Source organism: Streptomyces sp. MI02-7b (assembly GCF_033793585.1).
In the GTDB taxonomy this organism is placed as follows: domain Bacteria; phylum Actinomycetota; class Actinomycetes; order Streptomycetales; family Streptomycetaceae; genus Actinacidiphila.
The window spans coordinates 1-22,524 of the sequence record NZ_JARAWX010000034.1; the positions used below are offsets into that span (position 1 = coordinate 1).

General features: G+C 71.6%; 17 protein-coding genes and 3 pseudogenes. 6 read left to right on the forward strand and 14 right to left on the reverse strand.

What is annotated here, in order from left to right:
• The 5 genes from PV364_RS36315 to PV364_RS41415 form a co-directional block, all read right to left on the reverse strand.
• Positions 1-1,076 (reverse strand): ABC transporter ATP-binding protein (locus tag PV364_RS36315; RefSeq protein WP_319665143.1); only part of this gene is annotated, 1,076 nt, incomplete at its 3' end.
• Entirely contained in the window at positions 1,073-1,435 is a 363-nt protein-coding gene (locus PV364_RS36320) for a hypothetical protein (protein ID WP_319665144.1), read from the reverse strand. The genes PV364_RS36320 and PV364_RS36315, both read right to left, overlap by 4 nt.
• Positions 1,432-2,397 (reverse strand): ABC transporter permease, encoded by a 966-nt coding sequence (locus PV364_RS36325; RefSeq protein WP_319665145.1) that lies wholly within the window; start codon positions 2,395-2,397, stop codon positions 1,432-1,434. Before PV364_RS36325 ends, PV364_RS36320 begins: the two co-directional genes overlap by 4 nt.
• Positions 2,398-2,451: 54 nt before the next feature.
• The gene (locus PV364_RS36330; RefSeq protein WP_319665148.1) at positions 2,452-3,432 is read right to left on the reverse strand and encodes an ABC transporter permease; all 981 of its coding nucleotides are present in this window, start codon (positions 3,430-3,432) and stop codon (positions 2,452-2,454) included.
• A gap of 567 nt (positions 3,433-3,999) precedes the next feature.
• A complete protein-coding gene (locus tag PV364_RS41415) occupies positions 4,000-4,416 on the reverse strand; it encodes a DUF1214 domain-containing protein (protein ID WP_415924656.1) in 417 nt (138 codons plus the stop codon).
• 265 nt (positions 4,417-4,681) lie between these two features.
• Here PV364_RS41415 and PV364_RS36335 point away from each other — a divergent pair, with 265 nt between their 5' ends.
• From PV364_RS36335 to PV364_RS36345, 3 genes and pseudogenes are all read left to right on the forward strand, one after another.
• On the forward strand, positions 4,682-5,038 hold the full coding sequence (locus PV364_RS36335) for a DUF5335 family protein (protein ID WP_319665149.1): 357 nt from the start codon (positions 4,682-4,684) through the stop codon (positions 5,036-5,038).
• A gap of 44 nt (positions 5,039-5,082) precedes the next feature.
• A pseudogene (locus PV364_RS36340) lies at positions 5,083-5,268 on the forward strand (DUF1918 domain-containing protein); the annotation flags it as partial.
• Positions 5,269-6,200: 932 nt separating this feature from the next.
• A pseudogene (locus PV364_RS36345) lies at positions 6,201-6,410 on the forward strand (dsRBD fold-containing protein); the annotation flags it as partial.
• A 222-nt stretch (positions 6,411-6,632) separates the two neighbouring features.
• Here the strand turns inward: PV364_RS36345 and PV364_RS36350 are convergent.
• From PV364_RS36350 to PV364_RS36380, 7 genes and pseudogenes are all read right to left on the reverse strand, one after another.
• Complete coding sequence (locus PV364_RS36350; RefSeq protein WP_319665265.1) at positions 6,633-9,032, reverse strand: glycoside hydrolase family 65 protein; 2,400 nt, start codon at positions 9,030-9,032, stop codon at positions 6,633-6,635.
• A gap of 142 nt (positions 9,033-9,174) precedes the next feature.
• Complete coding sequence (locus tag PV364_RS36355; protein ID WP_319665151.1) at positions 9,175-9,555, reverse strand: universal stress protein; 381 nt, start codon at positions 9,553-9,555, stop codon at positions 9,175-9,177.
• A gap of 143 nt (positions 9,556-9,698) precedes the next feature.
• A pseudogene (locus PV364_RS41420) lies at positions 9,699-9,770 on the reverse strand (hypothetical protein); the annotation flags it as partial.
• 481 nt (positions 9,771-10,251) lie between these two features.
• Entirely contained in the window at positions 10,252-11,268 is a 1,017-nt protein-coding gene (locus PV364_RS36365) for an alcohol dehydrogenase catalytic domain-containing protein (protein ID WP_319665154.1), read from the reverse strand.
• 356 nt (positions 11,269-11,624) lie between these two features.
• Positions 11,625-12,524, reverse strand: coding sequence for a universal stress protein (locus tag PV364_RS36370; RefSeq protein WP_319665155.1), 900 nt, complete (start codon positions 12,522-12,524; stop codon positions 11,625-11,627).
• A 238-nt stretch (positions 12,525-12,762) separates the two neighbouring features.
• On the reverse strand, positions 12,763-13,383 hold the full coding sequence (locus tag PV364_RS36375; protein WP_319665156.1) for a hypothetical protein: 621 nt from the start codon (positions 13,381-13,383) through the stop codon (positions 12,763-12,765).
• Between the two features lie 212 nt (positions 13,384-13,595).
• Complete coding sequence (locus PV364_RS36380) at positions 13,596-15,965, reverse strand: phosphoketolase family protein (protein WP_319665157.1); 2,370 nt, start codon at positions 15,963-15,965, stop codon at positions 13,596-13,598.
• Between the two features lie 343 nt (positions 15,966-16,308).
• On the opposite strand from PV364_RS36380, the gene PV364_RS36385 reads away from it, so the two are divergent.
• Both PV364_RS36385 and PV364_RS36390 read left to right on the forward strand, forming a co-directional pair.
• Positions 16,309-18,009, forward strand: coding sequence for a sulfate permease (locus PV364_RS36385; RefSeq protein WP_319665159.1), 1,701 nt, complete (start codon positions 16,309-16,311; stop codon positions 18,007-18,009).
• A 214-nt stretch (positions 18,010-18,223) separates the two neighbouring features.
• Positions 18,224-19,939 carry a GAF domain-containing protein gene (locus PV364_RS36390; RefSeq protein ID WP_415924657.1) on the forward strand — a complete coding sequence of 572 codons (1,716 nt, stop codon included), beginning with the start codon at positions 18,224-18,226 and terminating at the stop codon, positions 19,937-19,939.
• A gap of 3 nt (positions 19,940-19,942) precedes the next feature.
• Here the strand turns inward: PV364_RS36390 and PV364_RS36395 are convergent, their stop codons facing one another.
• On the reverse strand, positions 19,943-20,920 hold the full coding sequence (locus tag PV364_RS36395; protein WP_319665160.1) for an Acg family FMN-binding oxidoreductase: 978 nt from the start codon (positions 20,918-20,920) through the stop codon (positions 19,943-19,945).
• 101 nt (positions 20,921-21,021) lie between these two features.
• Entirely contained in the window at positions 21,022-21,729 is a 708-nt protein-coding gene (locus tag PV364_RS36400; protein ID WP_319665162.1) for a response regulator transcription factor, read from the reverse strand.
• 368 nt (positions 21,730-22,097) lie between these two features.
• Here PV364_RS36400 and PV364_RS36405 point away from each other — a divergent pair, with 368 nt between their 5' ends.
• Complete coding sequence (locus tag PV364_RS36405; protein WP_319665163.1) at positions 22,098-22,496, forward strand: hypothetical protein; 399 nt, start codon at positions 22,098-22,100, stop codon at positions 22,494-22,496.
• Positions 22,497-22,524 lie beyond the last annotated feature (28 nt).

Sequence of the window (22,524 nt, forward strand, 5' to 3'; positions counted from 1 at the left end):
AGGACGGGTTCGCGCAGGTCGCGGGGGACGTCGTCGGCGGGGGCCGGGGGGAGTTCGGGTACCGGGTAGACGGTGGCCGGGTCGAGGGGGCCGCCGTCCTCGAGTTCGTGGCTGCGGTGGCAGGCGGTGGGGTGGTTGCCGCCGTCGCGGACGGTCAGTTCCGGTTCGACGCGCCGGCACACGTCGATGGCGACGGGGCAGCGCGCGGCGAAGGGGCAGCCGGGGGGCAGCGAGACCAGCGAGGGCGGGTTGCCGTCGATGGGGGTCAGGGCGTGGCGGCGGCCGTCGTCCAGGCGGGGGATGGAGCCGAGCAGGCCGATGGTGTAGGGCATGCGGGGCGTGTAGTAGACGTCGTCGACGGGGCCGGTCTCCACCGGGCGGCCCGCGTACATGACCTGGACCCGGTCGGCGAAGCCGGCGACCACTCCGAGGTCGTGGGTGATCATGACGATGGCGGCGCCGGTGACGTCCTGGGCCTTCTTGAGCACGTCCAGGATCTGTGCCTGGATGGTGACGTCCAGGGCGGTGGTCGGCTCGTCGGCGATGATCACTTCGGGGTCGTTGGCGATCGCCATGGCGATCATCGCCCGCTGGCGCATGCCGCCGGAGAACTCGTGCGGGAAGGCGTCGGCACGCCGGTCCGGGTCGGGGATGCCGACCAGGTCCAGCAGTTCGACCGCGCGTTTGCGGGCGGCGTCCTTGTCCAAATCCTGGTGGATGCGCAGGGCCTCGACGATCTGGTCGCCGACGGAGTAGACCGGGGTGAGCGCGGACAGCGGGTCCTGGAAGATCATCGCGATGTCCTTGCCGCGGATCTTCGTCATCTCCCGGTCGTCCAGGCCCAGCAACTCACGGCCGTGGAGCTTCACCGAGCCCTTGATGTCGGCGGTCTCCGGCAGCAGGCCGAGGACCGCCAGCGAGGACACGGACTTGCCGGAACCCGACTCGCCGACGATGCCCAGGACTTCACCGCGCCGTACCGAGAAGGACACGCCGCGTACGGCTCCGACGGGCCCGGCCTCGCTCGGGAAGGAGACGTGGAGGTCGGTGACCTCCAGAGCGGGGATCTCGGTCACGACGTGCGTCCTTCCTTGGACGTGCTCTTGGGCTTGCGCGGGCCACGGGCCTTGGCACTGCTGGAGTTGGGGTCGAGGGCGTCCCGCAGCCCGTCACCGATGAAGGCGCGGGCATGGGCGCGCGGCACCGGATGCACGGTGGCCATCACGTTCGGTGGTGCGCCCGGGCGCCTGCGAGCGCTGGTCTCGCCGCTGTACGGGTCGAGGAGGACCATCGCGATGTCCTTGCCACGCACCTGCGTCACGTCCGGGTTGCCCAGTTCCACGGGCTCGCGGCTGTACGGCTCCGAGAACGTGACGTCGGTCGTCCGAAGGGGGACGCGGAGGTCGGTGAGGCCCACGGCGGGCATCTCGGTCACGACGTGCGTCCTTCCTTGGACGTGCTCTTGGGCTTGCGCGGGCCACGGGCCTTGGCACTGCTGGAATTGGGATCGAGGGCGTCCCGCAGCCCGTCACCGAGAAAAGCGATCGACAGGCAGATCAGGACCAGGCAGCCGGCCGGGAAGTAGAACAGCCAGGGGAAGGCGGGGGCGGCGGGGGTGCCGGTGGCGATGAGGGTGCCGAGCGAGACGTCGGGGGCCTGCACGCCGAAGCCGAAGTAGGACAGGCTGCTCTCGCCGATGATGGCCGCGCCGACCTGGATCGTTCCGTCGATGATCAGCATCGAGGCCATCGACGGCACGATGTGCCGGAAGATGATGACCGGCGCCGGGACGCCCATGTACCGGGCGGCCTTGACGAATTCACGGTCCTTCAGGGTCAGTGTCATGCTGCGCACCACCCGGCCGGTGATCATCCAGCTGAACGCCGCCAGCAGCACGACGAACAGCAGCCAGGTGCTGCCCCGGAACAGCGGGGAGAGCACCGCGATGATCAGGAAGCTGGGCATGACGAGCAGCAGGTCGACCACCCACATCAAGGAACGGTCGACCCAGCCGCCGAAGTAGCCGGCGCTCGCGCCGACCGAGGCGGCGACGACCGTGCAGATGATGCCCGCCAGGATGCCGATGACCAGGGACTTCTGCATGCCGCGCATGGTCATGGCGAACAGGTCGGTCCCGGTCTGGTCGGTGCCGAACCAGTGGGCCCCCGAGGGCGGCTTCTGGAAGGCGGTGAAGTCCAGGTCCGTGTAGCTCCACTTGTAGAACAGCGGGGAGCCGTAGGCCATGACGAAGAGCAGGACGATCATGCACAGCCCGAACAGCGCCAGGCGGTTGCGGGCGAAGCGGACGGCGGTGAGCCGGGCCCGTCCGCTGCGGCGGCGCCGGGTCGGCGGGGCGGTGAGGGTGGCAGGCTGGACGGAGGGGGTCTGGACGGCCATCGCTGAGGGCTCCTGAGGACGCGGGATCGGGGCTGCGGCAGGGGGCGTAGGTGCTCAGCGCACCCGGACGCGCGGATCGAGCGCCGCGTAGAGCAGATCGGAGAGGATGCCCGCGATCAGGACCACCAAGGCCGTGAACATCCCGACCGCTGCCACCGCGTTGACGTCGTTGGTGTTGATCGAGTTGACCAGCCACTCGCCCATGCCGTGCCAGCCGTAGATCTTCTCGGTGAAGGTCGCACCGGTGAACAGCAGCACGATGTTGTAGACCAGCAGCGGGACCACCGGCAGCACGGCGGTGCGCAGCCCGTGCTTCATCAGCGCCGCCCGCCGGGACAGGCCCTTGGCCCGCGCGGTGCGCAGGAAGTCGCTGCCCAGCACGTCCAGCATGGTGCTGCGCTGGTAGCGGCTGTACAGCGACACCTGGATGAGGATCAGGGTGAGGCTGGGCAGCAGCAGGTGCTGCAGCCGGCTCAGCAGGATCTCTCCGGTGCCGGTCAGACCCGGGTCGTACTCGTTGGTGTACTTGATGAGCTTGAAGCCGAGGGCGTCGTTGAGGTCGATCGCCCACAGCATCAGCGTGACCGCGATCACCGGGACGGGCATGGCCAGGATGAAGAACGAGGCCAGCGTGTTGACCCGGTCCGACGCGCGGTACTGCCTGATGGCACCCCAGGCGCCCACCATGACACCGCCGATCGAGCCCAGGATCGTGGCGATCAGCAGCAACCGGGTGCTCACCCCCACCCGCCGGGCGAACTCGTCGTTGACCTGGCCCCCGGTGACGGTCCGTCCGAGGTCCCCGTGCGCCACTCCGCCGGCCCAGTGCGCGAAGCGCACCACGATCGGAGTGTCGGGGTTCAGGTTGTACTCGTTGAGGGTCTGCGTCACCGACGCGGCGGCCACCGGGGGATTACGGCCGGCGAAGTTGGCCCTCGGGTTCAGGCTCAGCGCCGCGAGGGCGTAGGTGAGGGAGGCCGCGATGAGGACCAGCGCCAGATAGTTGACGAGTCGGCGCAGCAGATAACGGCCCACGAGTCACACACTCTCACTCAGTTCGACGTGATGAAACAATTAACGTTTCGTTTCGGCCGGCTGTGGCATAGTGATGCAACACGGCCGAAACATGGGGAACGCATCCGTCTCCGCAGGTCGTGCGGGTGAGGTGCGCGGCCCTTGCGGGTCGAGTGGGACTTTCGCAATGGAATTACACCCGCGTCAATGACGACTGAGGGTTCGTTGCACATTCTTTATCTTGACTCGAGACTCACCCGCACAAGGTCGTTCTTCAGGAAATTCGGAATTGACCGCGAACCCCTAAGCCAACCACTTGAGCAAATCCCACCGATAGTTCGAGTGTGCCAAAAAACAGAATATGCATGCCTTTCATTTCAGGCTTCGGGCCATCAGGAATCGACTTGGACCGAATCCGCCCGTCTGGCCAGGTGTGTCATGATCACTCTGCTGTCCTCAGTCTTTGCGTCGGTGTGGACCTTGCTGCGTTGGTCACAGCGGGCAGCATCTGGCGCCGTACCGCACCCGAAGATGCCCCCCGTGCTGGGGCATTGCTGCGGGCGGCCCCGGTCATCGGATCCGGAGGGCTCACCGTCCAGGCGTTCCGTCACCCGCGGGGCGCCGCCGCACGGGTGCCCCAGCCAGGTCGGGGTGGACGGCGAAACACCGGGTCAAGCTGTACTTCACCCCGGCCGACACACTCCGGCCCGACCGGTAGGGGGCCACGGCCGGTGGGTCCGCGATCCCGCCGCTCCCCTGGTCCGAACTGGCGGGGGCCTCTTTCCAGACCGCGGTGCGGTCTCCGGCCGAACCGCGGGTTGCCGGGTTGAGGATGGGGTTCATGTCCTCGTCGTAGATGGTCAGCGACCAGAACGCCACGGCGGGCGGCAGGTCGTCCCCGACGAAACGGAGGACGTAACGCCCGTCGGCCGGCTGCCGCAGCCCACGTTCTGGAAGTGGCCACGTGGACCGCGCGAGCCGTCCGGCTCCCGTCGGCCGGCGCACGGCGACGAGGTGTCAGGGGCGATCGCGGACGCGGGAATCACGCGACACCTCCATGCACTGCGAGTCGCCCGCGATGGCAGCGCCGACCGGACCGAACAGCGGACCGAACGGCCCATGCGCGTGGTCCTTCCGGCGGGCTTTGCACCGGCGGCCGGCGTAGCACCATGAGAAGAGAACGCCGAGCCGACAAGGGGTCGTGCAGACCCGGCACCGTCGGTGAAGGCGGACCGGCGGTGAGAACGTCAGCAGAACAGGAACGACGATCATGACCACCGACATGCTCGACCGGAGCGACTGGAAGACGGTGCTCGACCGGGTCACCGCGCGTCACGACGGTGACCTGGTGACCATCGAGGTGTTGGACCCCTCCCTCGGGCCCCAGCACGAAGCCGAGCGACTGCCCTTCTCCTACCTCACCTATGACCCCAAGGACGACGCGGTGATCGCTGCGGTCGGCGGCACGCCGCCGCGCTACCCGGTGGTGCTGCGCCACATGATGGTGCACCCGGAGGAGATCGACGTCGCAGCGTTGGACGCACCCGAGGCGGCAGTTCGGGTCGTCGCGGAGGACGGCACTCCCACACTGATCACCTTCTACCCGGCGCGGAAGCAGGGGGACTGAACGCCGGAGCCCCGGAAAACACGACGCAGAAAGGGAGAACGAAGATGCACGCCCATCTCGGCGACCAGCTCGTCGTGGAGAGTCCGGCCACCGGGGCCACCCGCCGCGAGGGAGAGATCGTCGCACTCCATCATCCGGACGGGACTCCGCCGTACGACGTGCGTTGGTCGGACACGGACCGGACGACCCTTGTCTTCCCAGGTCCCGATGCCCGTGTCCGGCATCTCGAGCGCCGTTCCGCAACGGACTCATGAGGCCGGAGCCGGCCCCGTTCCGTACCGGAGGCCACCCGGGCCGGCGTGGGTCACCGCCCCGGAGCGGTCCCGCCGACGGCTGATGCCGCGATCACGACACATAGGGAGTTCTCCTGTGACGTGGGAGACGATCGCTCAGGGGCGGGAGCACAGCCCCGACGGGGAGGCGCCGAAACCGCACGGCGCCGCGCTGCGGACTTTGTGCCCGTCGTCCGGCACACCGCGCTGCTCATACGACCGTCGGCGAAGTCGGCGACCCCTTGGACCGGCCGCTCACCGACGTCGTCCACACAGTCTCCGTACTGCGCGACCACTGCCTGCTCGCACTGCCTGCTCGACGAGAGCCACGCCACCCGCGTTCCGGACTACTCGGTACAGGATCATGAAGCCGCTCCACGCCTTCGACCACACGGCCGTCCGGCCCAGCCGCTCGTCAGTCGAACCGGAACCGTCCTCCACGGGGTGGCGGCGTGTCCGCCCCGCATTCGGCTCGGGCACCGCGGAAGGCACTTCGCAGCGTCTGCCGGGCCTGGGTCCGCGCGGTTCGCCGCCGCCACGATCTTCGGCGCGCCCGATGACGTTCGACGCGGAGGTCACCACGGTCGCGGAAGGGACCCTGCAGGTCCCCGCGCGGCGCACCGGCATCGCCGTGGACATCGGCATCCGGGGCCGGGTGGGCAACCGCCCAGGGCTCCTGCTCTCGGTCGGGACGGCCTGCTGGGCCGAGGTCATGGACGTCGGCCACGCAATCTCCCGTCGGCTACGGCGGAGCGGGTTTCAGCCCAGGACTGCGCGAGGCTGAACTGCGCGGGAAGGTCGTCCTCGTCGGCCTCGACCCCCTGTATCAGGGCGAATAGGGACGGGCCACCGGTCCATGTCCGCCAAGAAGCAGCTCAGGAGTGATCGCGATGGAAGCCGAGCAGTGGAGAATTCAGGTCTACATCACCGAGCACGGTGATCGGACGCACGCCCGAGCCGTGCTGACCACCCGGGACACCTCGAACGTCACCGGCACGGGCGTGGCACGGCGCACATCCGCGGACTCCGTCCCCGAGATCGGTGATGAACTCGCCGCGGGCCGGGCACTGGAGGATTTGGCTCTTCGGTTGCAGGCCACCGCCGTCGATGACGAACGGGCCGGCTCCCCGGGATGGGAGTCCCCTCGGGGACGCCCGACGGCGGCCGGCCGGCTCGCTAAGCCGTCCGGCGGCCCTCTCCTGTCACCCGTGGCCCTGCGGGCGGCGTGTGCAGGCGGCGCGGCAAGAGCGGCCGGACGATCCCCCGGCTCCGCGGCCCGACACCTCGCGGCCCAGGAGACCGAGCCGGCCGGGCGGGGCCGTTCAGCGGCCCGGCAGCTCGATCAGACGGGAGCGGCCCGGCGGGACCGACCAGGTCCGGCCGGCGACGCGGACCCGGACGGGCGCCGATTCGGAGGCGGGGACGACGATCCCGACGTGACGGGCGTCGACGTGCACCCCGACTCCCCAATGGCCGCGGTAGCGGATGGTGAAACCGAAGCGCGACAACTGCGGCAGCGGCGCCGGGTCGAGCCACAGCGCGTCCTCGCGGGCCTCCATACCGGTCAGACCGCGCTGGACCAGATCGAGCGTGCCCGCCATGGCGCCGAGATGGATGCCCTCCTCGGTGGTGCCGCCCTGAACGTCGGTGATGTCGCCCAGCAGCGCTTCCTGGGCGTAGGACCAGGCGTCGGCGCGATGGGCGCGGGTCAGTACCCAGGCGTGGACCACGCCGCTGAGGGTCGAACCGTGGCTGGTCCGCCGCAGGTAGTAGTCGAGCGTGGAGCGCCAGTCGCTGTCGTCCAGGCGGTATCCCAGGCGGTCGAAAAGGCCCCGGAGTTCGGCGGGAGGGAAGAGGTAGCCCAGCATGAGCACGTCGGCCTGTTTGGATGCCTGGTAGCGGTCGACCGAGTCTCCCTCCGCCTCCAGGATCCGGTCCAGGCGCCGGATGTCCCCGTACCGTGCTCGATACCCCTCCCAGTCCAGTTCGCGCAGTTCCCCGTAGCCCGCGAACTGACTGATCACACCGGCGTGCCGGGGCACGTACAGCCGCCGCGACACGTCCTCCCAGCGCTGCGTCTCCTCCGAGCCGAGGGCCGTGCGCTCGCGCAGTTCGTCGCGGCGCGGGGCGGGCAGGGTGCGCCAGAGTTCCAGGGCGCGGGCGAGCACCCAAGCGGCGGTCACGTTGGTGTACGCGTTGTCGTCGAGTCCGGGCGTCGCGGAGCCGGGATAGGCGTCGTGGTACTCGTCCGGGCCGACGACTCCGCGGATCCGGTAGCGGCCGGCGCCGTCGCACTGCGGGTCCCAGGTGGCGGAGGCCGCCCAGAAGCGGGCGATCTGCAGCAGCATCTCGGCGCCCTTGGTGTACAGGAACTCCGTGTCGCCCGTGGCCTGTCCGTAGCGCCAGATGTTGTAGGCGACGGCTGAGCCGACGTGGTGCTGGAGGCGGGTGTGGTCCGGCAGCCATCGTCCCGACCGCGGGTTGAGATGTCGGGTCTGGGTCTCCTCGCGGCCGTCGCTGCCGCTCTGCCACGGGTACATCGCCCCGGTCAGTCCGGCATGGGCCGCGGCGCGGCACGCCTCGTCGAGACGGCGGTGGCGGTACTCCAGCAGTGCCCGGGACACTTCGGGGAAGTGCAGGTCGAGATAGGGCAGGACGAACAGCTCGTCCCAGAAGACATGACCGCGGTAGGCCTCTCCGTGCAGTCCTCTGGCGGGTACGCCCACGTCCAGTTCGGCGGTGTGCGGGGAGAGGGTCTGCAGGACGTGGAAGGCGTGCAGCCGCAGGATGCGTCCGGCGTCGCCGGGGACGTCCAGCGCGGCGCGGCGCCACAGCTGCTCCCATGCGGCGGTGTGCGTGGCCAGCAGGGCGCTGAAGTCGGGCGCGCGGCCGACGCGGTCGAGGGCGGCGTGCAGCGGATCGCTGATCGCCGGGTCACGGGAGGTGTGCAGGGCCACCGTCTTCTCCACGACCGCCGGCCGGCCGGGTGCCACCGCGACCGTGAGCCGGTGGACCGCGGTGCGCTCCCCCGCTTCCAGCGCGCGGACGGTCTCCGGAGCGGTCGTGGCGCGGGTGCGCGCGGCCACGGCGACGCGGATGTCGGACGAGGTCGTGCGGCACCTCAGCCACACCGTGTCCGGTGCGGACGTCCCCGCGTGCATCCGGGTCAGGTGACGGCCGTTCAGGTCCCGGTAGCGGGCGACTCCCGCGTTGGTGACGTCCCCGTCGAGTGCGGATTCGACGTCGAGGTGGGCCGACCAGTCGCCGTCGGCGGTGAAGACGGTGCGCAACGCGGCGAGGTGCGGATCGTGCATGTGGACCAGCCGCGTCTGCTCGACGGCCAGGACCCGGCCGTGTGGATCACGCAGCCTGAACGTCCTGGTGAGGGTGGCGCGGCGGAGGTCGAGGTCCTGCCGGTGGTCGAGCAGCGATCCGTCGTCGGGGCTGAACCACGTCCCGCCGTCGCGGAACCGGAAGCGCAGGGGCAGCCAGTTGGGCAGGTTGACCATGTCCTCGTTCCGGACTTTCCGGCCCGCGACGGTGGAATGGAGCCGGTCGTAGCAGCCGGCCACGTAGGTGCCGGGGTAGTGGTGGGGCCCCGCCGCGCATTCCGGGGCGGCACCGCGGGTGGCGAAGTAGCCGTTGCCCAGTGTGCACAGGGCTTCGCGCAGCCGTTCCTGCGCGGGGTCGTAGCCCTCGTACGACCAGGTCCACGCCCGCATCGTCATCCCTCCCGGAAACCGGTGGGCCGGGCCGGCACATGAGGTCCACCGGCCGGAGCCGCGGCGGCGCACCGCCTCTGCGGTCCAGTGTCGCCCGCAGGGGCCTGCCGCGCCCGCGAGGCGGGCCCGAGCGGCACTCGGGTCAGCCCTGCTGTGGGACGACGGCGACCGGGCAGGGGGCGTGGTGCAGCATGGAGTGGTTGACCGGGCCGAGCTGGAGGCCGAAGGGGCTGTGGCGGCGGCGGGCACCGACGACGAGCAGATCAGTGTCGTCGAGGGCCGCGAGAAGGACTGTGCGCGGGTGGCCCTCGCCAGGATGCCGGCGGTAGCGGACCGCAGGGTGGGCGGTCGCCGCGGCACGCAGCGCCTCGTCGAGGTGATCTTCGGCGCGGCGCTGATGCGCCTTGACGGCCTCGTCCTCGTAGCCGGTCCATTCGGCCGTCTCATCGGTCGGTATCCGCCATGCGTACACGGCCTTGACGCCGCATCCACGCAGTTCGGCCTCGCGGAAGGCGAACTCCACGGCCGCCGAGGAGTTGTCGTCCGGGCCGACGCCGAGCGCGATCCGCTTCGGGCCAGCACCGGTGCCCCGCCGCCGCCACTCCCCCTGACCACGACGACCGGACAGGCCGCGCGTCCGGCGAGGGACAGTCCGACCGAGCCGAGCAGCCACCCGGCCATGCCGCCACGGCCACGATGTCCCACCACGAGCGCGGTGGCACGGGTTCCCTCGCCGACCCGCGCGGACGGCCTCCGGTGATCGACGAGACGAGGCGTCTGATCGGTGTGATCAGCAGCGCCGACCTGCTGCGGATCTTCCTGCGGCGCGACCGGGCCATCCGCGAGGAGATCGCCGGTGACCTCCTGGTGAAGACGCTCGGGCTCCCGCCGAACGCGGTCACCGTCCGCGTGGAGGACGGCAAGGTGTTCCTCGAAGAGGTGGTGGACCGAAAGATCTCGTGACGGTCGTGACCGCCTGTGCCGCGGCGTGGACGGCGTGGCCGATGTCGATGCGCGGCTGGACTACAAGGCCGACGACACCGTCGGCCCGGCCCCGGCACGCCGGTAGCCCGTGCGACTGCAGGGCGCCAGGCGGGGTTGCGGCCGCCGTCCCATGGGGCAGCCGAGATGGCGTTCCCGCCCGGACGGCTCGAAGACGGGGAAAGGCGAGGGGCGGTGCCGGCACTGCGTGTGCCCGCCCGCCCCCCCTGCGGCTGCGTCAGGACGCCATGTCGAGTACCACGCGGAAGCGGGCCGCCCCCGACAGCATGTGCTCGTAGGCCTCGGCTGCCTGGGAGAAGGGCATGGCCTCGACGCTCGGGCGGATGTCATGGGCGAGAGTGAAGGCGAGGTTGTCCTCGTTCTCGATGGACGAACCGGTCAGGCTCCCGACGACGGAACGAGTGCCGAAGATCAGGTCGGGGGTCGAGATCGTCAGAGGGTCCGGCGCGGCCCCCACGACGACGAGCCTGCCTTGCGGCGCGAGTCCGCGGACCAGCGCGTTCATGGAGGCGCCGCTGGACGCGGTGGCGATGACGAGGGAGGCACCGCCCAGGGCACTGAGCGCGGTACCGGGATCGACGCTGTTGCTGTCGATGTACTCGTGGGCGCCCAACCGCCGGGCAGCCGCCTCCTTCTCGCTGCCCCGCGCCACGGCGGCGACCTTGTAGCCAAGGCTCCGGGCGTACTGCAGTGCCAGGTGCCCCAGACCTCCGATGCCCTGTACGGCGACGAGGGCACCGGCCCGCGTCGGCCCCTGCTGGAGTGCGGTGAAGGTGGTCAGACCGGCGCACAGCAACGGGGCGGCGTCGATCGCCGATATGCCCTCGGGGATTCGCACCAGCCCGCTGGCGCGGGCGTACGTCACCTCCGCGTAGCCGCCGTCCACGGTGGTACCCGTCTGCTGCTGGTAGCGGCAGTTCACGAAGTCGCCCCGGCGGCACGGCTCGCATTCCCCGCACTGGCCGTTCAGGAAACCGACGCCGACGCGGTCGCCGGGCTGCCAGGCGGTGACGCCGGCCCCGACGGCGTCGATGACGCCGACGACCTCGTGCCCAGGGACGACAGGCTGCGCGGGATCCGGGCGCAGGCCCTCCACGGCCAGCACATCGCTGTGGCAGACGCCGCAGGCCTCGACTCGCAACCGGACGTGTCCTGGTGCGGGGTCGGCGAGATCACGCTCGACAAGCCGCAGGTTGTGAACGCCGGTGGCCTCGAAGGCGCGGTACGTGGACATAGCTGCTCCTGTGTGTGTGGGGGGCTGCCCGTGCGGCAGGGGGGCCGTTCCTGGGCGACCGCGGTTCGCAGCGCACCCGTTTCCGGCTCACGGGGTAGGGAGCCAGAATAGGCGACCGGTCATCTAACGCAAAACCCGACCAGCCGCAGAGGGCGCCCACAGCCCGCATCGCACCCTCTCGTCTGGCGGTTCGCCGCCAAGCCCGTCCCGGCCCCCGTGCGAACACCGGGCCAGGACGGGGTGCGGGTCACGCCTGACCGGGACCGGACGGCTGGATCGCCGCGTTGCCCTTCGCGGCGCCACGCGTGCGGGGCCCGAGCGGGAGAGCCGTATTCACAGCGCCGGGGCCGACATGATCATGTGTGCGGGACCACGGCGACAGGGGCAGCGCTGTGATGCATCACCGCGTGGGTGACCGGGCCGATGTGGCTGCCGACCGAGGAGCGACGTATGTGGCGGCCGACCACGACCATGCAGGCGTCGGCGGAGGCGTCCACCAGGTGGTCGGCCGCTCGGCCGACGGCTTGATGGGCCTCGACGTCCACATCGGGATGCTTCAGCCGCCATGGCCGCAGGGCGTGGGTGAGCGCCCTGTCGAACTCCGAGGCGATCTCCCCGATCAGGTCGGGCAGCACCGTGCCGGTGCCGTGCACGTACGGGTGCAGCGTCCAGCCGTAGATCACCCGCAGGCGCGCGGCCCGGCGGGCGGCCGCCTCGAACGCGAAGCCGAGCAGGGCGTCGTGCGGATGGTCCAGGTCGAGGCCGAGAACGACGTCCCGGTAGGGGGTGGTGGCCGAGGCCGGCCCGTCGGCGTCGGGAAGGTGTTCGTCCTCGGCGCTCGTCCCGGATCTCACCAGGACGGCCGGGCGGTGCACTGAGGCGACCACCGCGAGGGCCACGGAGCCCACGAAGAAGCCGGTGATGCCCCCGAGGCCGCGCGAACCGAGCGCCAGTACCTCGGCGCCCTCGGCGGCGGAGGACAGGACCGCGGCAGGCCGTCCGGCGATGTCCTCGGAGCTGATCTCCAGCTGCGGGTAGCGTCGGCGCAGGGTGTCGGCGGCCTCCCTCGGCACACTCTCGGCCCACGCACGCATGGCCACGGGCCCTCCCAGGGGCGCCTGGGCATAGGGCTGCCTCTCCCAGACGTGCAGCAGCCGCAGGGGCAGCCCCCGCGAGGAGGCGTCACGGGCCGCCCAGTCGGCGGCCGACAGGCTCTCGGCCGACCCGTCCAGGCCGGCGATGACAGGACGCACCATGACGATGACCCCCTCACGGAGAGTGGCGTGACCGGCGTGGCTACTGTCACCAGCGTGCCCTGCGGCTCCCGCGACCGCATGGGCCGCAGGTCCCCTCGCGGGACCGAGCGGCCCATACGGCGCATCAAAGGCCCCAGCCGCGAGCCGCCACTCGTCCCCGTACGCGCCGATGGCTCAACCGACGCGGCGGCCCGGGGACGTACGTCCCCGGGCCGCTTGACGCGTCTCGATCAGGCGCTCAGCGCAGCCAGGCGTGGTCGCGGACCAGGGGCAGACGGGCCCAGACCCGGCCCAGGCCCCACGTGGCGCCGGCGGAGACGGCGGCCAGTGCGATCAGCACGACGGCGTAGATGACGTGGTAGTCGGCGAACGGGTTGGTCGACATGCTCGGCGAGCCGTCGGCCAGGTGCTTCGCGGGCGGCCATTCGGCGATCCACATCATCGCCATCAGGGCGGTGCCGGCGATGGCGGCGAGGCGCAGTGCCACACCGCTCATGACGGCGGCACCGACGCCGAGCAGGCCGAGCATGAACAGCCAGTCCACCCAGCCGGCGCCGGCCCAGCTGTGGAACGTGGACTGCATCGGTCCGGCGGCCACACCGCTGAGGAAACCCTTGGTGGGCGATCCGCCGTCGATCCAGCCCTTGCCGGACGCGGTGGCGTAGCCGAAGCCGAAGGTCTTGTCGAGGAAGGCCCACAGGAAGACGAAACCGGTCAGGACACGCAGGCCGGCGAAGACGTACGCGCGGATCGCGGCGGCCGTGGTCGCCTCCTCGCCGGATGCCTGCGCGGCTCCGGTCCTGCGCAGCGACGGAAGGCGGAGCCCGGTGTGCCGGTGGGGGTGTCCTTGGATGGCCATGATGCTGATCCCTTCGGGACGGTGCGCGAACGGTGGGTGGTGGCGTCTTTGTCGCGTGTTCACTGTCCCGCCGGACGCGGCGCACCGCCGTGGGCCGAAGGCCCATTCCCTGGGGGCCGAACAGCCCTGCCGCGAGGGCTTGTTGGGCGGCGGCGTCCGGAAAGCCCGAGGGCCGCCCCCCGCGTGGGGGGCGGCCCTTGGGCCGTGTGTGCTCATCCCGGCCAGGACCAGCCCGTGACCTCGGGCAGGTCGGTGCCGTGCTCGCGGATCCAGGAGTGGTGCCGCAGGCGTACGTCCTCCATCAACTGCCTTACGGGCGCGGCGCGTACCGCGAGACCGGGGACGCGGTCGATGACGTCCATGACGAGGCGGTAGCGGTCGAGGTCGTTGCGCAGCACCATGTCGAAGGGCGTCGTGGTGGTGCCGATCTCCTTGTAGCCGCGCACGTGCAGGTTGGCGTGGCCGGCCCGGCGGTACGCCAGGCGGTGGATCAGCCACGGATAGCCGTGGTAGGCGAGGACGACCGGCTTGTCGCGTGTGAACAGGGCGTCGTACTCCGGGTCGGCCATGCCGTGCGGGTGCTCGTCCTGGGGCAGCAGACGCGCGAGGTCGACGATGTTGACGACGCGCACGGCGAGTTCCGGCAGGTGCCTGCGCAGCAGCGACGCGGCGGCCATGACCTCCAGGGTGGGCACGTCCCCGGCGCAGGCCAGGACGACGTCCGGTTCGCGCGTGCCGTCCTCCGTGCCGGCCCACGCCCACACGCCGGCGCCGCGGGCGGTGTGGGCGCGGGCGGCCGCCAGGTCCAGCCAGTCGTGGCAGGGCTGTTTGCCGGCGACGACCACGTTCACGTAGTCGCGGCTGCGCAGGACGTGCTCGGCCACCGCCAGCAGGGTGTTGGCGTCCGGCGGCAGGTAGACCCGCACCACCTCGGGCGCCTTGTTCAGCACGTGGTCGATGAAGCCCGGGTCCTGGTGCGAGAAGCCGTTGTGGTCCTGCCGCCACACGTGCGAGGTGAGCAGGTAGTTGAGGGAGGCGATGGGACGCCGCCAGGGCAGCGCGCGGGTCGTGCGCAGCCACTTGACGTGCTGGTTGACCATGGAGTCGACGATGTGGACGAACGCCTCGTAGCAGGAGAACAGCCCGTGCCGCCCGGTGAGGAGGTAGCCCTCCAGCCAGCCCTGGCAGGTGTGCTCGGACAGGATCTCCATGACCCGGCCGTGCCGGTCCAGGTGCTCGTCCACCGGCAGCGTGTGCGCCTGCCATGCCTTGCCGGAGGCCCCGTACACCGCGTCCAGGCGGTTGGAGGCGGTCTCGTCGGGCCCGACGAGCCGGAAGTCGCGGCGCTCGGCGGTGGCCGCCATCACCTCCTCCAGCAGCCCGCCGAGCACCCGGGTCGGCTCGTGGAAGGAGGCGCCGGGTTTGCCGACCTCGGCCGCGAAGCGCTCCAGCGGCGGAACCGGCAGGTCGCGCAGCAGCAGACCGCCGTTGGCGTACGGCGTGGCGCCCAGCCTGCGGTCGCCCGCGGGCACGCAGGCCAGCACCTCCTCACGCGGCCGGCCCTCCCCGTCGAAGAGCTCCTCCGGCCGGTACGAGCGCAGCCACGCCTCCAGTTGGGCCAGGTGGGCGGGGTTGTCGCGGACACCGGGCAGCGGGACCTGGTGGGCGCGCCAGGTGTTCTCCACCGGCACGCCGTCGACCTCGGCCGGACCGGTCCAGCCCTTGGGGGTGCGCAGCACGATCACCGGCCAGCGCGGGCGCTCGGCCGTGCCGCCGCCGTTGCGGGCGGCACGCTGGATTCCGGCGATGCGGTCCAGGGCGGTGTCCATGGCGTCGGCCATCGCGGCGTGCACGGCCGGCGGGTCGTCGCCGGTGACGTGCAGCGGGTCGTGGCCGTAGCCGCGCAGCAGTTCGTCGAGCTCGGCCTCGGGGAGGCGGGCGAGCACCGCCGGGTTGGCGATCTTGTAACCGTTCAGGTGGAGGATAGGGAGCACGGCACCGTCGTGGACGGGGTCGAGGAACTTGTTGGAGTGCCAGGACGCGGCCAGCGGGCCCGTCTCCGCCTCGCCGTCGCCGATGACGCAGGCGACCAGGAGGTCCGGGTGGTCGAAGGCGGCTCCGTACGCGTGCGAGAGGGAGTATCCGAGCTCGCCGCCCTCGTGGATCGAGCCGGGCGTCTCGGGGGCCACGTGGCTGGGCACGCCGCCGGGGAAGGAGAACTGCCGGAACAGCCGGGCCATGCCGGCCGCGTCCCGGGTGACGTCCGGGTACGTGTCGGTGTAGCTGCCCTCCAGCCAGGAGTTCGCGAGCACCGCCGGACCCCCGTGACCGGGGCCCCAGACGCACAGCGCGTGCAGGCCGCGGGCGCCGATGACGCGGTTGAGGTGGGTGTGCACCAGGTTCAGGCCCGGTGAGGTGCCCCAGTGGCCGAGCAGCCGGGGCTTGATGTGCTCGGGGCGCAGCGGTTCGGTCAGGAGTGGATTGGCCATCAGATAGATCTGGCCGACGGCCAGGTAGTTCGCGGCGCGCCAGTGGGCGTCCAGGGCTGCGAGTTCTGCTGCGGGAATGCCGTTCGACGACATGGCTCCTCCGGAACGTCACGGTCGTTCCCTGCAGCCTGTCCCCGCCCGGGGCCCGCTGGGTAGGGCCGGCCGGGCGACGGCCTGGGCCGGACGGCCCTCCGTGGACCCTGCGCCGGCACTCCCGGGGCCGCTCCCGTCCCGTTCCCGCCCGGTGCCGGGCCCGGCGTCCGGGCGCGGAGCCGGAGAGCCGTGAGGGTGGCGCGGCACGACGGCCGCCGAGGGCTCCCGCCCGGCCCCGGCGCCCGCGGGAAGGTGCCTTCTCCGGTCGTCCGGACAGGTACCCGACATGCCTGCTCCTCGCGATATCTGCGCCGGCTCGCATTCCCGGGGCCAGGATGGGCGCATGCGGAAGTCGCGGACGTGGCGCAGGACGCTGCCGGGGGTCGCGGTCATGACCGGGTACCGCAGGTCGTGGCTGCGCGGTGACCTCCTCGCCGGGCTGACGGTCGCTGCCTACCTTGTGCCGCAGGTCATGGCGTACGCGGGGCTCGCCGGGCTGCCGCCGGTCGCCGGGCTGTGGGCGGCACTGGCACCCCTGGTGCTGTACGCGCTGCTGGGATCGTCCCGGCAGATGTCCGTCGGTCCGGAGTCGACGACCGCGCTCATGACGGCGACCGCGGTGGGGCCGTTGGCCGCGGGCGATCCCGGGCGGTACGCGGTCCTGGCCGCGGCGCTGGCGGTGGTGGTCGGCCTGCTGGCGGTGGTCGCCTGGGCCGCCCGGGTGGGATTCGTGGCGGACCTGCTGTCACGGCCGGTACTGGTCGGCTACCTGGCGGGCGTGGCAATGATCATGATCGTCGATCAGCTGCCGAAACTCACCGGCGTACCCGTGACGGGCACCGCGTTCTTCCCGCAGGTGGCGTCTTTCCTCGCGCACCTGCCGCGGGCGCAGCCGCCGACCGTGCTCGTGGCCGCCTGCGCCCTCGTCTTCCTCCTCCTGGTGGGGCGCTGGACGCCGATGGCCCCCGGCCCGCTGCTGGCCGTGGTGTTCGGCACGGTCGCGGTCTTTGTCCTCCGACTGCGCGGGCACGGTGTCGCCGTCATCGGGGAGGTGCCCTCGGGCCTGCCGAGCCCGTCGCTGCCGGCGCCCGGCAACCTGCCGAACCTGGTGCTGCCGGCGGTCGGTGTGCTGCTGGTCGGCTACACCGACGTCATCCTCACGGCCCGGGCCTTCGCGGCGCGTGCCGGACACGGCCTCGATCCCCATCAGGAACTCCTGGCGCTCGGGGCCTCCAATCTCGGCGCGGGTGTGCTGCACGGCTTCCCGGTGAGCAGCAGCGCCAGCCGGACGGCGCTGGGGGCCCAGGCAGGGAGCCGCAGCCAGGTGTACTCCCTGGTGGCCTTCGTGGCCGTGGTGTGCGTGCTGCTCTTCCTGGGCCGGCTGCTGTCCGGCCTGCCGGAAGCGGTGCTCGCCGCGATCGTCGTCTTCGCCGCCTGCCGGCTGATCGACCTGCCCGGTTTCCGGCGGCTGGCGGGCTTCCGCCGCCGTGAGTTGCTGCTTGCCCTCGCCTGCCTGCTCGGTGTACTCGCCCTCGGCATCCTTTACGGCGTGCTGGTGGCCGTCGCGCTGTCGGTCGCCGAGATGCTCTTCCGGGTGGCCCGTCCGCACGACGCCATCGAGGGCCTTGTCCCCGGACTCGCCGGGATGCACGACGTGGACGACTACCCGCGGGCCCGCACGATTCCCGGCCTGCTGGTCTACCGCTACGACTCGCCCTTGTTCTTCGCCAACGCCGAGGACTTCCGCCGCAGGGCCCTCGCCGCGGTCGACGCCCAGGACGGGCCGGTTCGCTGGTTCGTGCTCAACACCGAGGCCAACGTCGAGGTCGACATCACCGCCCTGGACGCGGTGGACGCTCTGCGTCTCGAATTGACCGGCCGCGGCGTCGTGTTCGCGCTCGCCCGGGTCAAGCAGGACCTGATGGACGACCTGGACGCCTACGGTCTGACCGAGGCGGTGGGGCGGGACCGCGTCTTCCCGACGCTGCCGACCGCCCTGACGGCGTACGCCGCCTGGGTGCGCGCCCGGCAGAACGGCGACTGAGAAGGCGGCCGCGTTCGCGGTCCTGGGGCCGGACCGTTCGACGGGCGGGAAGCCGGTCGTCCACCCGCTGCGACGGGACCATGTCTGACCCCGCGAGCCTCCGCGGCGACTCCTGTCACCTGCCACGACCTGGCCGGAAGAGCGTTCGATGCCTACCCGATGCCGCTATGTTGAGAACCGGAGAGACCCCCTCCCGTGCCTGATGGAGGAATCCATGGGGATGGAGCCCGACAAGGGTGAGCAGCGCCTGCCGCGGCTGCAGCTGGACGACCTGCTGGACGAGTTGCAGATCCGGATCGATGCCGTGCGCGGGACGCGGGACCGGGTGCACAGCCTGCTGCAGGCCGTGCTGTCGGTGGGGCGCGAGCTGGATCTGTCGCAGGCGCTGCGCCGGATCGTGGAGGCGGCGGTCGTGCTCGTGGACGCGGAGTACGGCGCGCTCGGCGTCATCGGGGGCGACGACCGGCTGTCGCAGTTCCTCACGGTGGGGATCCCGGGCGATCAGGTCGAGTCGATCGGCCCGCTGCCGTCCGGCCACGGCATCCTGGGTGAACTCATCCGCCATCCCGAGCCGCTGCGGCTGGAGGAGATCTCCGAGCACCCGGCCTCGTACGGCTTCCCGGCGGACCACCCGCCGATGCACTCGTTCCTGGGCGTCCCGATCAGGGTCCGCGACGAGGTGTTCGGCAACCTCTACCTGACCGAGAAGCGCGGCGGCAAGGAGTTCGACGGCGAGGACGAGGCCGTGCTGTCGACGCTCGCGGTCGCGGCCGGTGTCGCGATCGACAACGCCCGGCTGTACGAGGAGGCCCGGTCCCGGCAGCGCTGGCTGGAGGCGAACGCCGAGATCACCGCCAGTTTGCTGTCCGGCGCCGAGGAGTCCCGGGTGCTGGAGCTGATCGTCGAGCACGGCCGGCGCATCCTGGGCGCGGACCTCGGCGCGGTGGCGCTGCCGGTCGAGGGGACCGGCGACGTCCGGATGGCCATCGCCACCGGCATCGACGCCGCCGCGCATCGAGGACTCGTTCTGCCGCGTGAGGGGTCGTTCGTGGGGGCCGCGATGGCGCAAGGCGAACTGATCACCAGCTGTGAGGTGGGGCGGGACCCCCGCGTCACAGCGGGGCCCCCCCGGTTCGGCGGGCTGGGGCCGGCCGTGGCCGTGCCGATGAGCACCAGCGAGGGTGTGCGCGGGGCGCTGCTGCTGGCCCGGGCGCAGGGGGAGCCGGAGTTCACCGGGATCGAGACGGCGCCGCTGACGGATTTCGCGGGTTCCGCCGCGCTCGCCATGGAACTGGCCGAGCGGCGCCGCTCCGCCGAGCAGCTGGCCCGGTTGGAGGACCGTGACCGTATCGCCCGCGACCTGCACGACCTGGCCATCCAGCGGCTGTTCGCGACGGGCATGACGCTGCAGAGCGCGGTGCGCTTCGTCGATCACCCGCAGGCCAGCGAGCGGCTGCTGCGCGCGGTGGACGACCTGGACGAGACCATCAAGATCATCCGGTCCACGATCTTCGGCCTGCGCGCCCACGATGCCGGACCGGGCCGCAAGGGCCTGCGGGTGCGGATCGCGGGCGAGGTGGAACGGGCGGTGCCCGCGCTCGGCTTCACCCCCGCCCTGCGGATGGAGGGCCTGATCGACACCGACGTACCGGCCCCCGTCGCCGAGAACGTCGTCGCCGTCCTGGGCGAAGCCCTGTCGAACACCGCCCGGCACGCCGAAGCCCGCTCCGCGGACGTGTCCCTGGTCGTCGCCGACGGCGAAGTCACCCTGACCGTGACGGACGACGGCGTGGGCATCCCCGACGGCGGACGCCGCAGCGGCCTGGACAACCTCTCCGAGCGGGCCCGTGCACTGGGCGGGTCGTTCACCGCCGGCACAGGCGCCGACGGCGGAGCGCTCCTGCGGTGGCGGGTACCGCTCGACAGGTAGTCGTCACCGCGGCCCCTCCAGGACCTCCGCTGCCGGCCTGCGGGGACTCGCCGGTCCCTCGGGACCGTAGCCGAGCCTGATGAGCATCTGGACGTGCACCGGTCCGCTGCCGGTACTGCGCAGCTCCCAGCGCAGGTCCGGCCACTCCAACGCCTGGTGCAGCAGCGACGCGCGCAGCCGGTGCGTCGTGGCGACCAGCAGCACGCGTTCCAGTGCCTGACCGGCCCGGAGCCAGTCTGCGGGCCGGTCGTCGGCGGTGGACAGGACGGCGATGAGCGGGCGCTGTTCGAAGGCGGCGGCGGGCACCTGGTTCTCGGGTCGAAGCGCGGAGAAGTCGCGGACCGGCAGCCGACCCGAGGAGTCCAGCGGGCCGAGGACTGCGGTCGGCAACCCGTCCCGCGCGCCGTCGCGGATCCAGCTGCGGCTTTCTGTCCGGCGCGCGGTGTCGGAGGCGTCTCGTCGTTCGGCTTCCGCGGTCAGCTCGAGCAGCCTCTCCGTCTCGTCCGCGTCCGGCAGGTGCAGCGCCGCGCCCTCGGTGTGCGCTGCGTCCGTCAGCTCGGCGAGGACGGGTCCCGCAGGCCGGTGGGCCGAGAACGGGAAGCGGCTGCTGTGCCGGCGCCACAGCGCCTGATACAGGTCCCCGCGGTGCTCCGGAGCGGCGCGGGGTGGACCGGCCAGGCGTACGGAGGCCAGCAGGTCCGGCTGTGCCGGCACCGGCAGCAGCCGGACGACCGGTTCCCAGCCGAGGTGTGCGCTCGCGACCCGCAGATTGAACACCGCGGCGCCGACGGACAGATGCACGGCCCGGCCCATCGGGTCGACCTCCCTCAGCCCCCGCTCCCCCACGGCCCGCACCAAGAGCGTGGCGGTCTCCGGCTCCAGCCGGAAACGCCACGGCTGGCTGTTGTGGAACGACGGTGCGGCTACCGCGGCGGAGATCAGTTTCTCCAGGGCCACCGCGTCGATGACCGAAGTCGGCATGGCACTCTCCCTCCAGCCGGAACCTGTCTCAAGGTTCCGGCCGGGCCGTGCCGGGCGGGAGGGGCCGACCGGACCGGAGCGAGGGGCCACGTGGCCCGATCTCAAGGACGGGGTGCGGTGCCCCCCGTGCCCGTGCCCTGGTGCTGAGTGGCGAGGACGGCGGCCTGGATGCGGCGTTCGACGCCGAGTTTCGCGAGCAGCCGGGAAATGTGGTTCTTCACGGTCTTCTCCGACAGGAACAGCCGGCTGCCGATCTGGCGGTTCGTCAGGCCCTCACCGATGAGTTCGAGAATCTCCCGTTCCCGCGGGGACAGTGCGGCCAGCGTCACGTCCTCCTGGCTGGTGCCGGGGTCCTCCTGGTGGCGCAGACTACTCATCAAACGAGCGGTGGTGGCCGGATCGAGCATCGACTGGCCGGAAGCCACTGTCCGCACGGCGGACATCAGGTCGGCCCCCTTGATCTGCTTGAGGACATAGCCCGCCGCACCGGCCATGATGGCGTCCAGCAGCGCGTCGTCGTCGTCGAACGAAGTCAGCATCAGGCAGGCCAGTCCCGGCAGGCGGGAACGCAGTTCACGGCAGACCGCGATGCCGTCCCCGTCCGGGAGACGCACGTCGAGGACCGCCACATCGGGGCGCAGGGCCGGCCCGCGGGCCAGTGCGTGGTCCACCGAGCCCGCCTCTCCGACCACCTCGATGTCCGGCTCCGCGTCGAGCAGGTCGTGCAGACCGCGGCGCACCACCTCGTGGTCGTCGACCAGGAACACTCTGATCGGCGTCTGTGGTGTGAACTCCCGTGCACCGGTCATCCCGGCCCCCTGCCCTGTGTGGCGTTCCGTCCCGACGATCGTCGCCCATGAGCCGTACGCACACCAGGGCCGAACGGGCCCATGAAATGCGGGGATCGACCCGCACGGCCCCTGGGCCCTGCCTCTTCGGCCCCTGCCGCGTTCGGCCGGCCCCGTGCGATCGTCGCGGTACGAGACAAGGGGGCGTGGCCATGGACGCGACGACGGTGCTCTGGCGTCAGCGGCGGAATCCGCTTCGGCGCCGATCGGACGTTCTCGCAGCGTGGACGGGGGTCGCGGCGGCCTTTCTGACAGCCGTCGGAGCACCGGCGGTAGGCGCGGTCACCGCGTTCCGCGCGGAGGACTCCGCACTCCGGCAGGGACAGGACATGCGTCGGGTCGCCGCCGTGGTGACCAAGGACGCCGCCCATGCCGTGCCCAACGCCTACACGGGCTCCCGTGGCAAGGTCGAAGCACCCGTGCGATGGGCCGCTCCCGATGGCTCGGTGCACACCGGAAGCGCCCGGGTGGACTCGGACAGCCCGGCAGGTTCGATCACCACTGTCTGGGTCGACCGGGGCGGGCGGATCCAGGAGGTGGCCCCGCCGACTCCCGGGCAGGCGCGCGTACAAGGGGTGGTGACGGGAATCCACGGCGCCGTGGGAACGAGTGCGTTGCTCCTGGCGGGCCGTTGGGCAGTACGGCTGCGGATCGACCGGCGTCGCGCCGATGCCTGGGACAGGGAGTGGTCGGAGGTCGAACCTTCCTGGGCACACCGCCAGGCCTGAGCGCTCCAGCCGGGATGTGCCACCGGTA

Coding starts and splice junctions, on each gene's coding strand:
- PV364_RS36325 (WP_319665145.1), bottom strand. CDS start 2,397: ATGGCCGTCCAGACCCCCTCCGTCCAGCCTGCCACCCTCACCGCCCCG.
- PV364_RS36335 (WP_319665149.1), top strand. CDS start 4,682: ATGACCACCGACATGCTCGACCGGAGCGACTGGAAGACGGTGCTCGAC.
- PV364_RS36350 (WP_319665265.1), bottom strand. CDS start 9,032: ATGCGGGCGTGGACCTGGTCGTACGAGGGCTACGACCCCGCGCAGGAA.
- PV364_RS36365 (WP_319665154.1), bottom strand. CDS start 11,268: ATGTCCACGTACCGCGCCTTCGAGGCCACCGGCGTTCACAACCTGCGG.
- PV364_RS36370 (WP_319665155.1), bottom strand. CDS start 12,524: ATGGTGCGTCCTGTCATCGCCGGCCTGGACGGGTCGGCCGAGAGCCTG.
- PV364_RS36375 (WP_319665156.1), bottom strand. CDS start 13,383: ATGGCCATCCAAGGACACCCCCACCGGCACACCGGGCTCCGCCTTCCG.
- PV364_RS36380 (WP_319665157.1), bottom strand. CDS start 15,965: ATGTCGTCGAACGGCATTCCCGCAGCAGAACTCGCAGCCCTGGACGCC.
- PV364_RS36385 (WP_319665159.1), top strand. CDS start 16,309: ATGCGGAAGTCGCGGACGTGGCGCAGGACGCTGCCGGGGGTCGCGGTC.
- PV364_RS36390 (WP_415924657.1), top strand. CDS start 18,224: ATGGGGATGGAGCCCGACAAGGGTGAGCAGCGCCTGCCGCGGCTGCAG.
- PV364_RS36395 (WP_319665160.1), bottom strand. CDS start 20,920: ATGCCGACTTCGGTCATCGACGCGGTGGCCCTGGAGAAACTGATCTCC.
- PV364_RS36400 (WP_319665162.1), bottom strand. CDS start 21,729: ATGACCGGTGCACGGGAGTTCACACCACAGACGCCGATCAGAGTGTTC.
- PV364_RS36405 (WP_319665163.1), top strand. CDS start 22,098: ATGCGTCGGGTCGCCGCCGTGGTGACCAAGGACGCCGCCCATGCCGTG.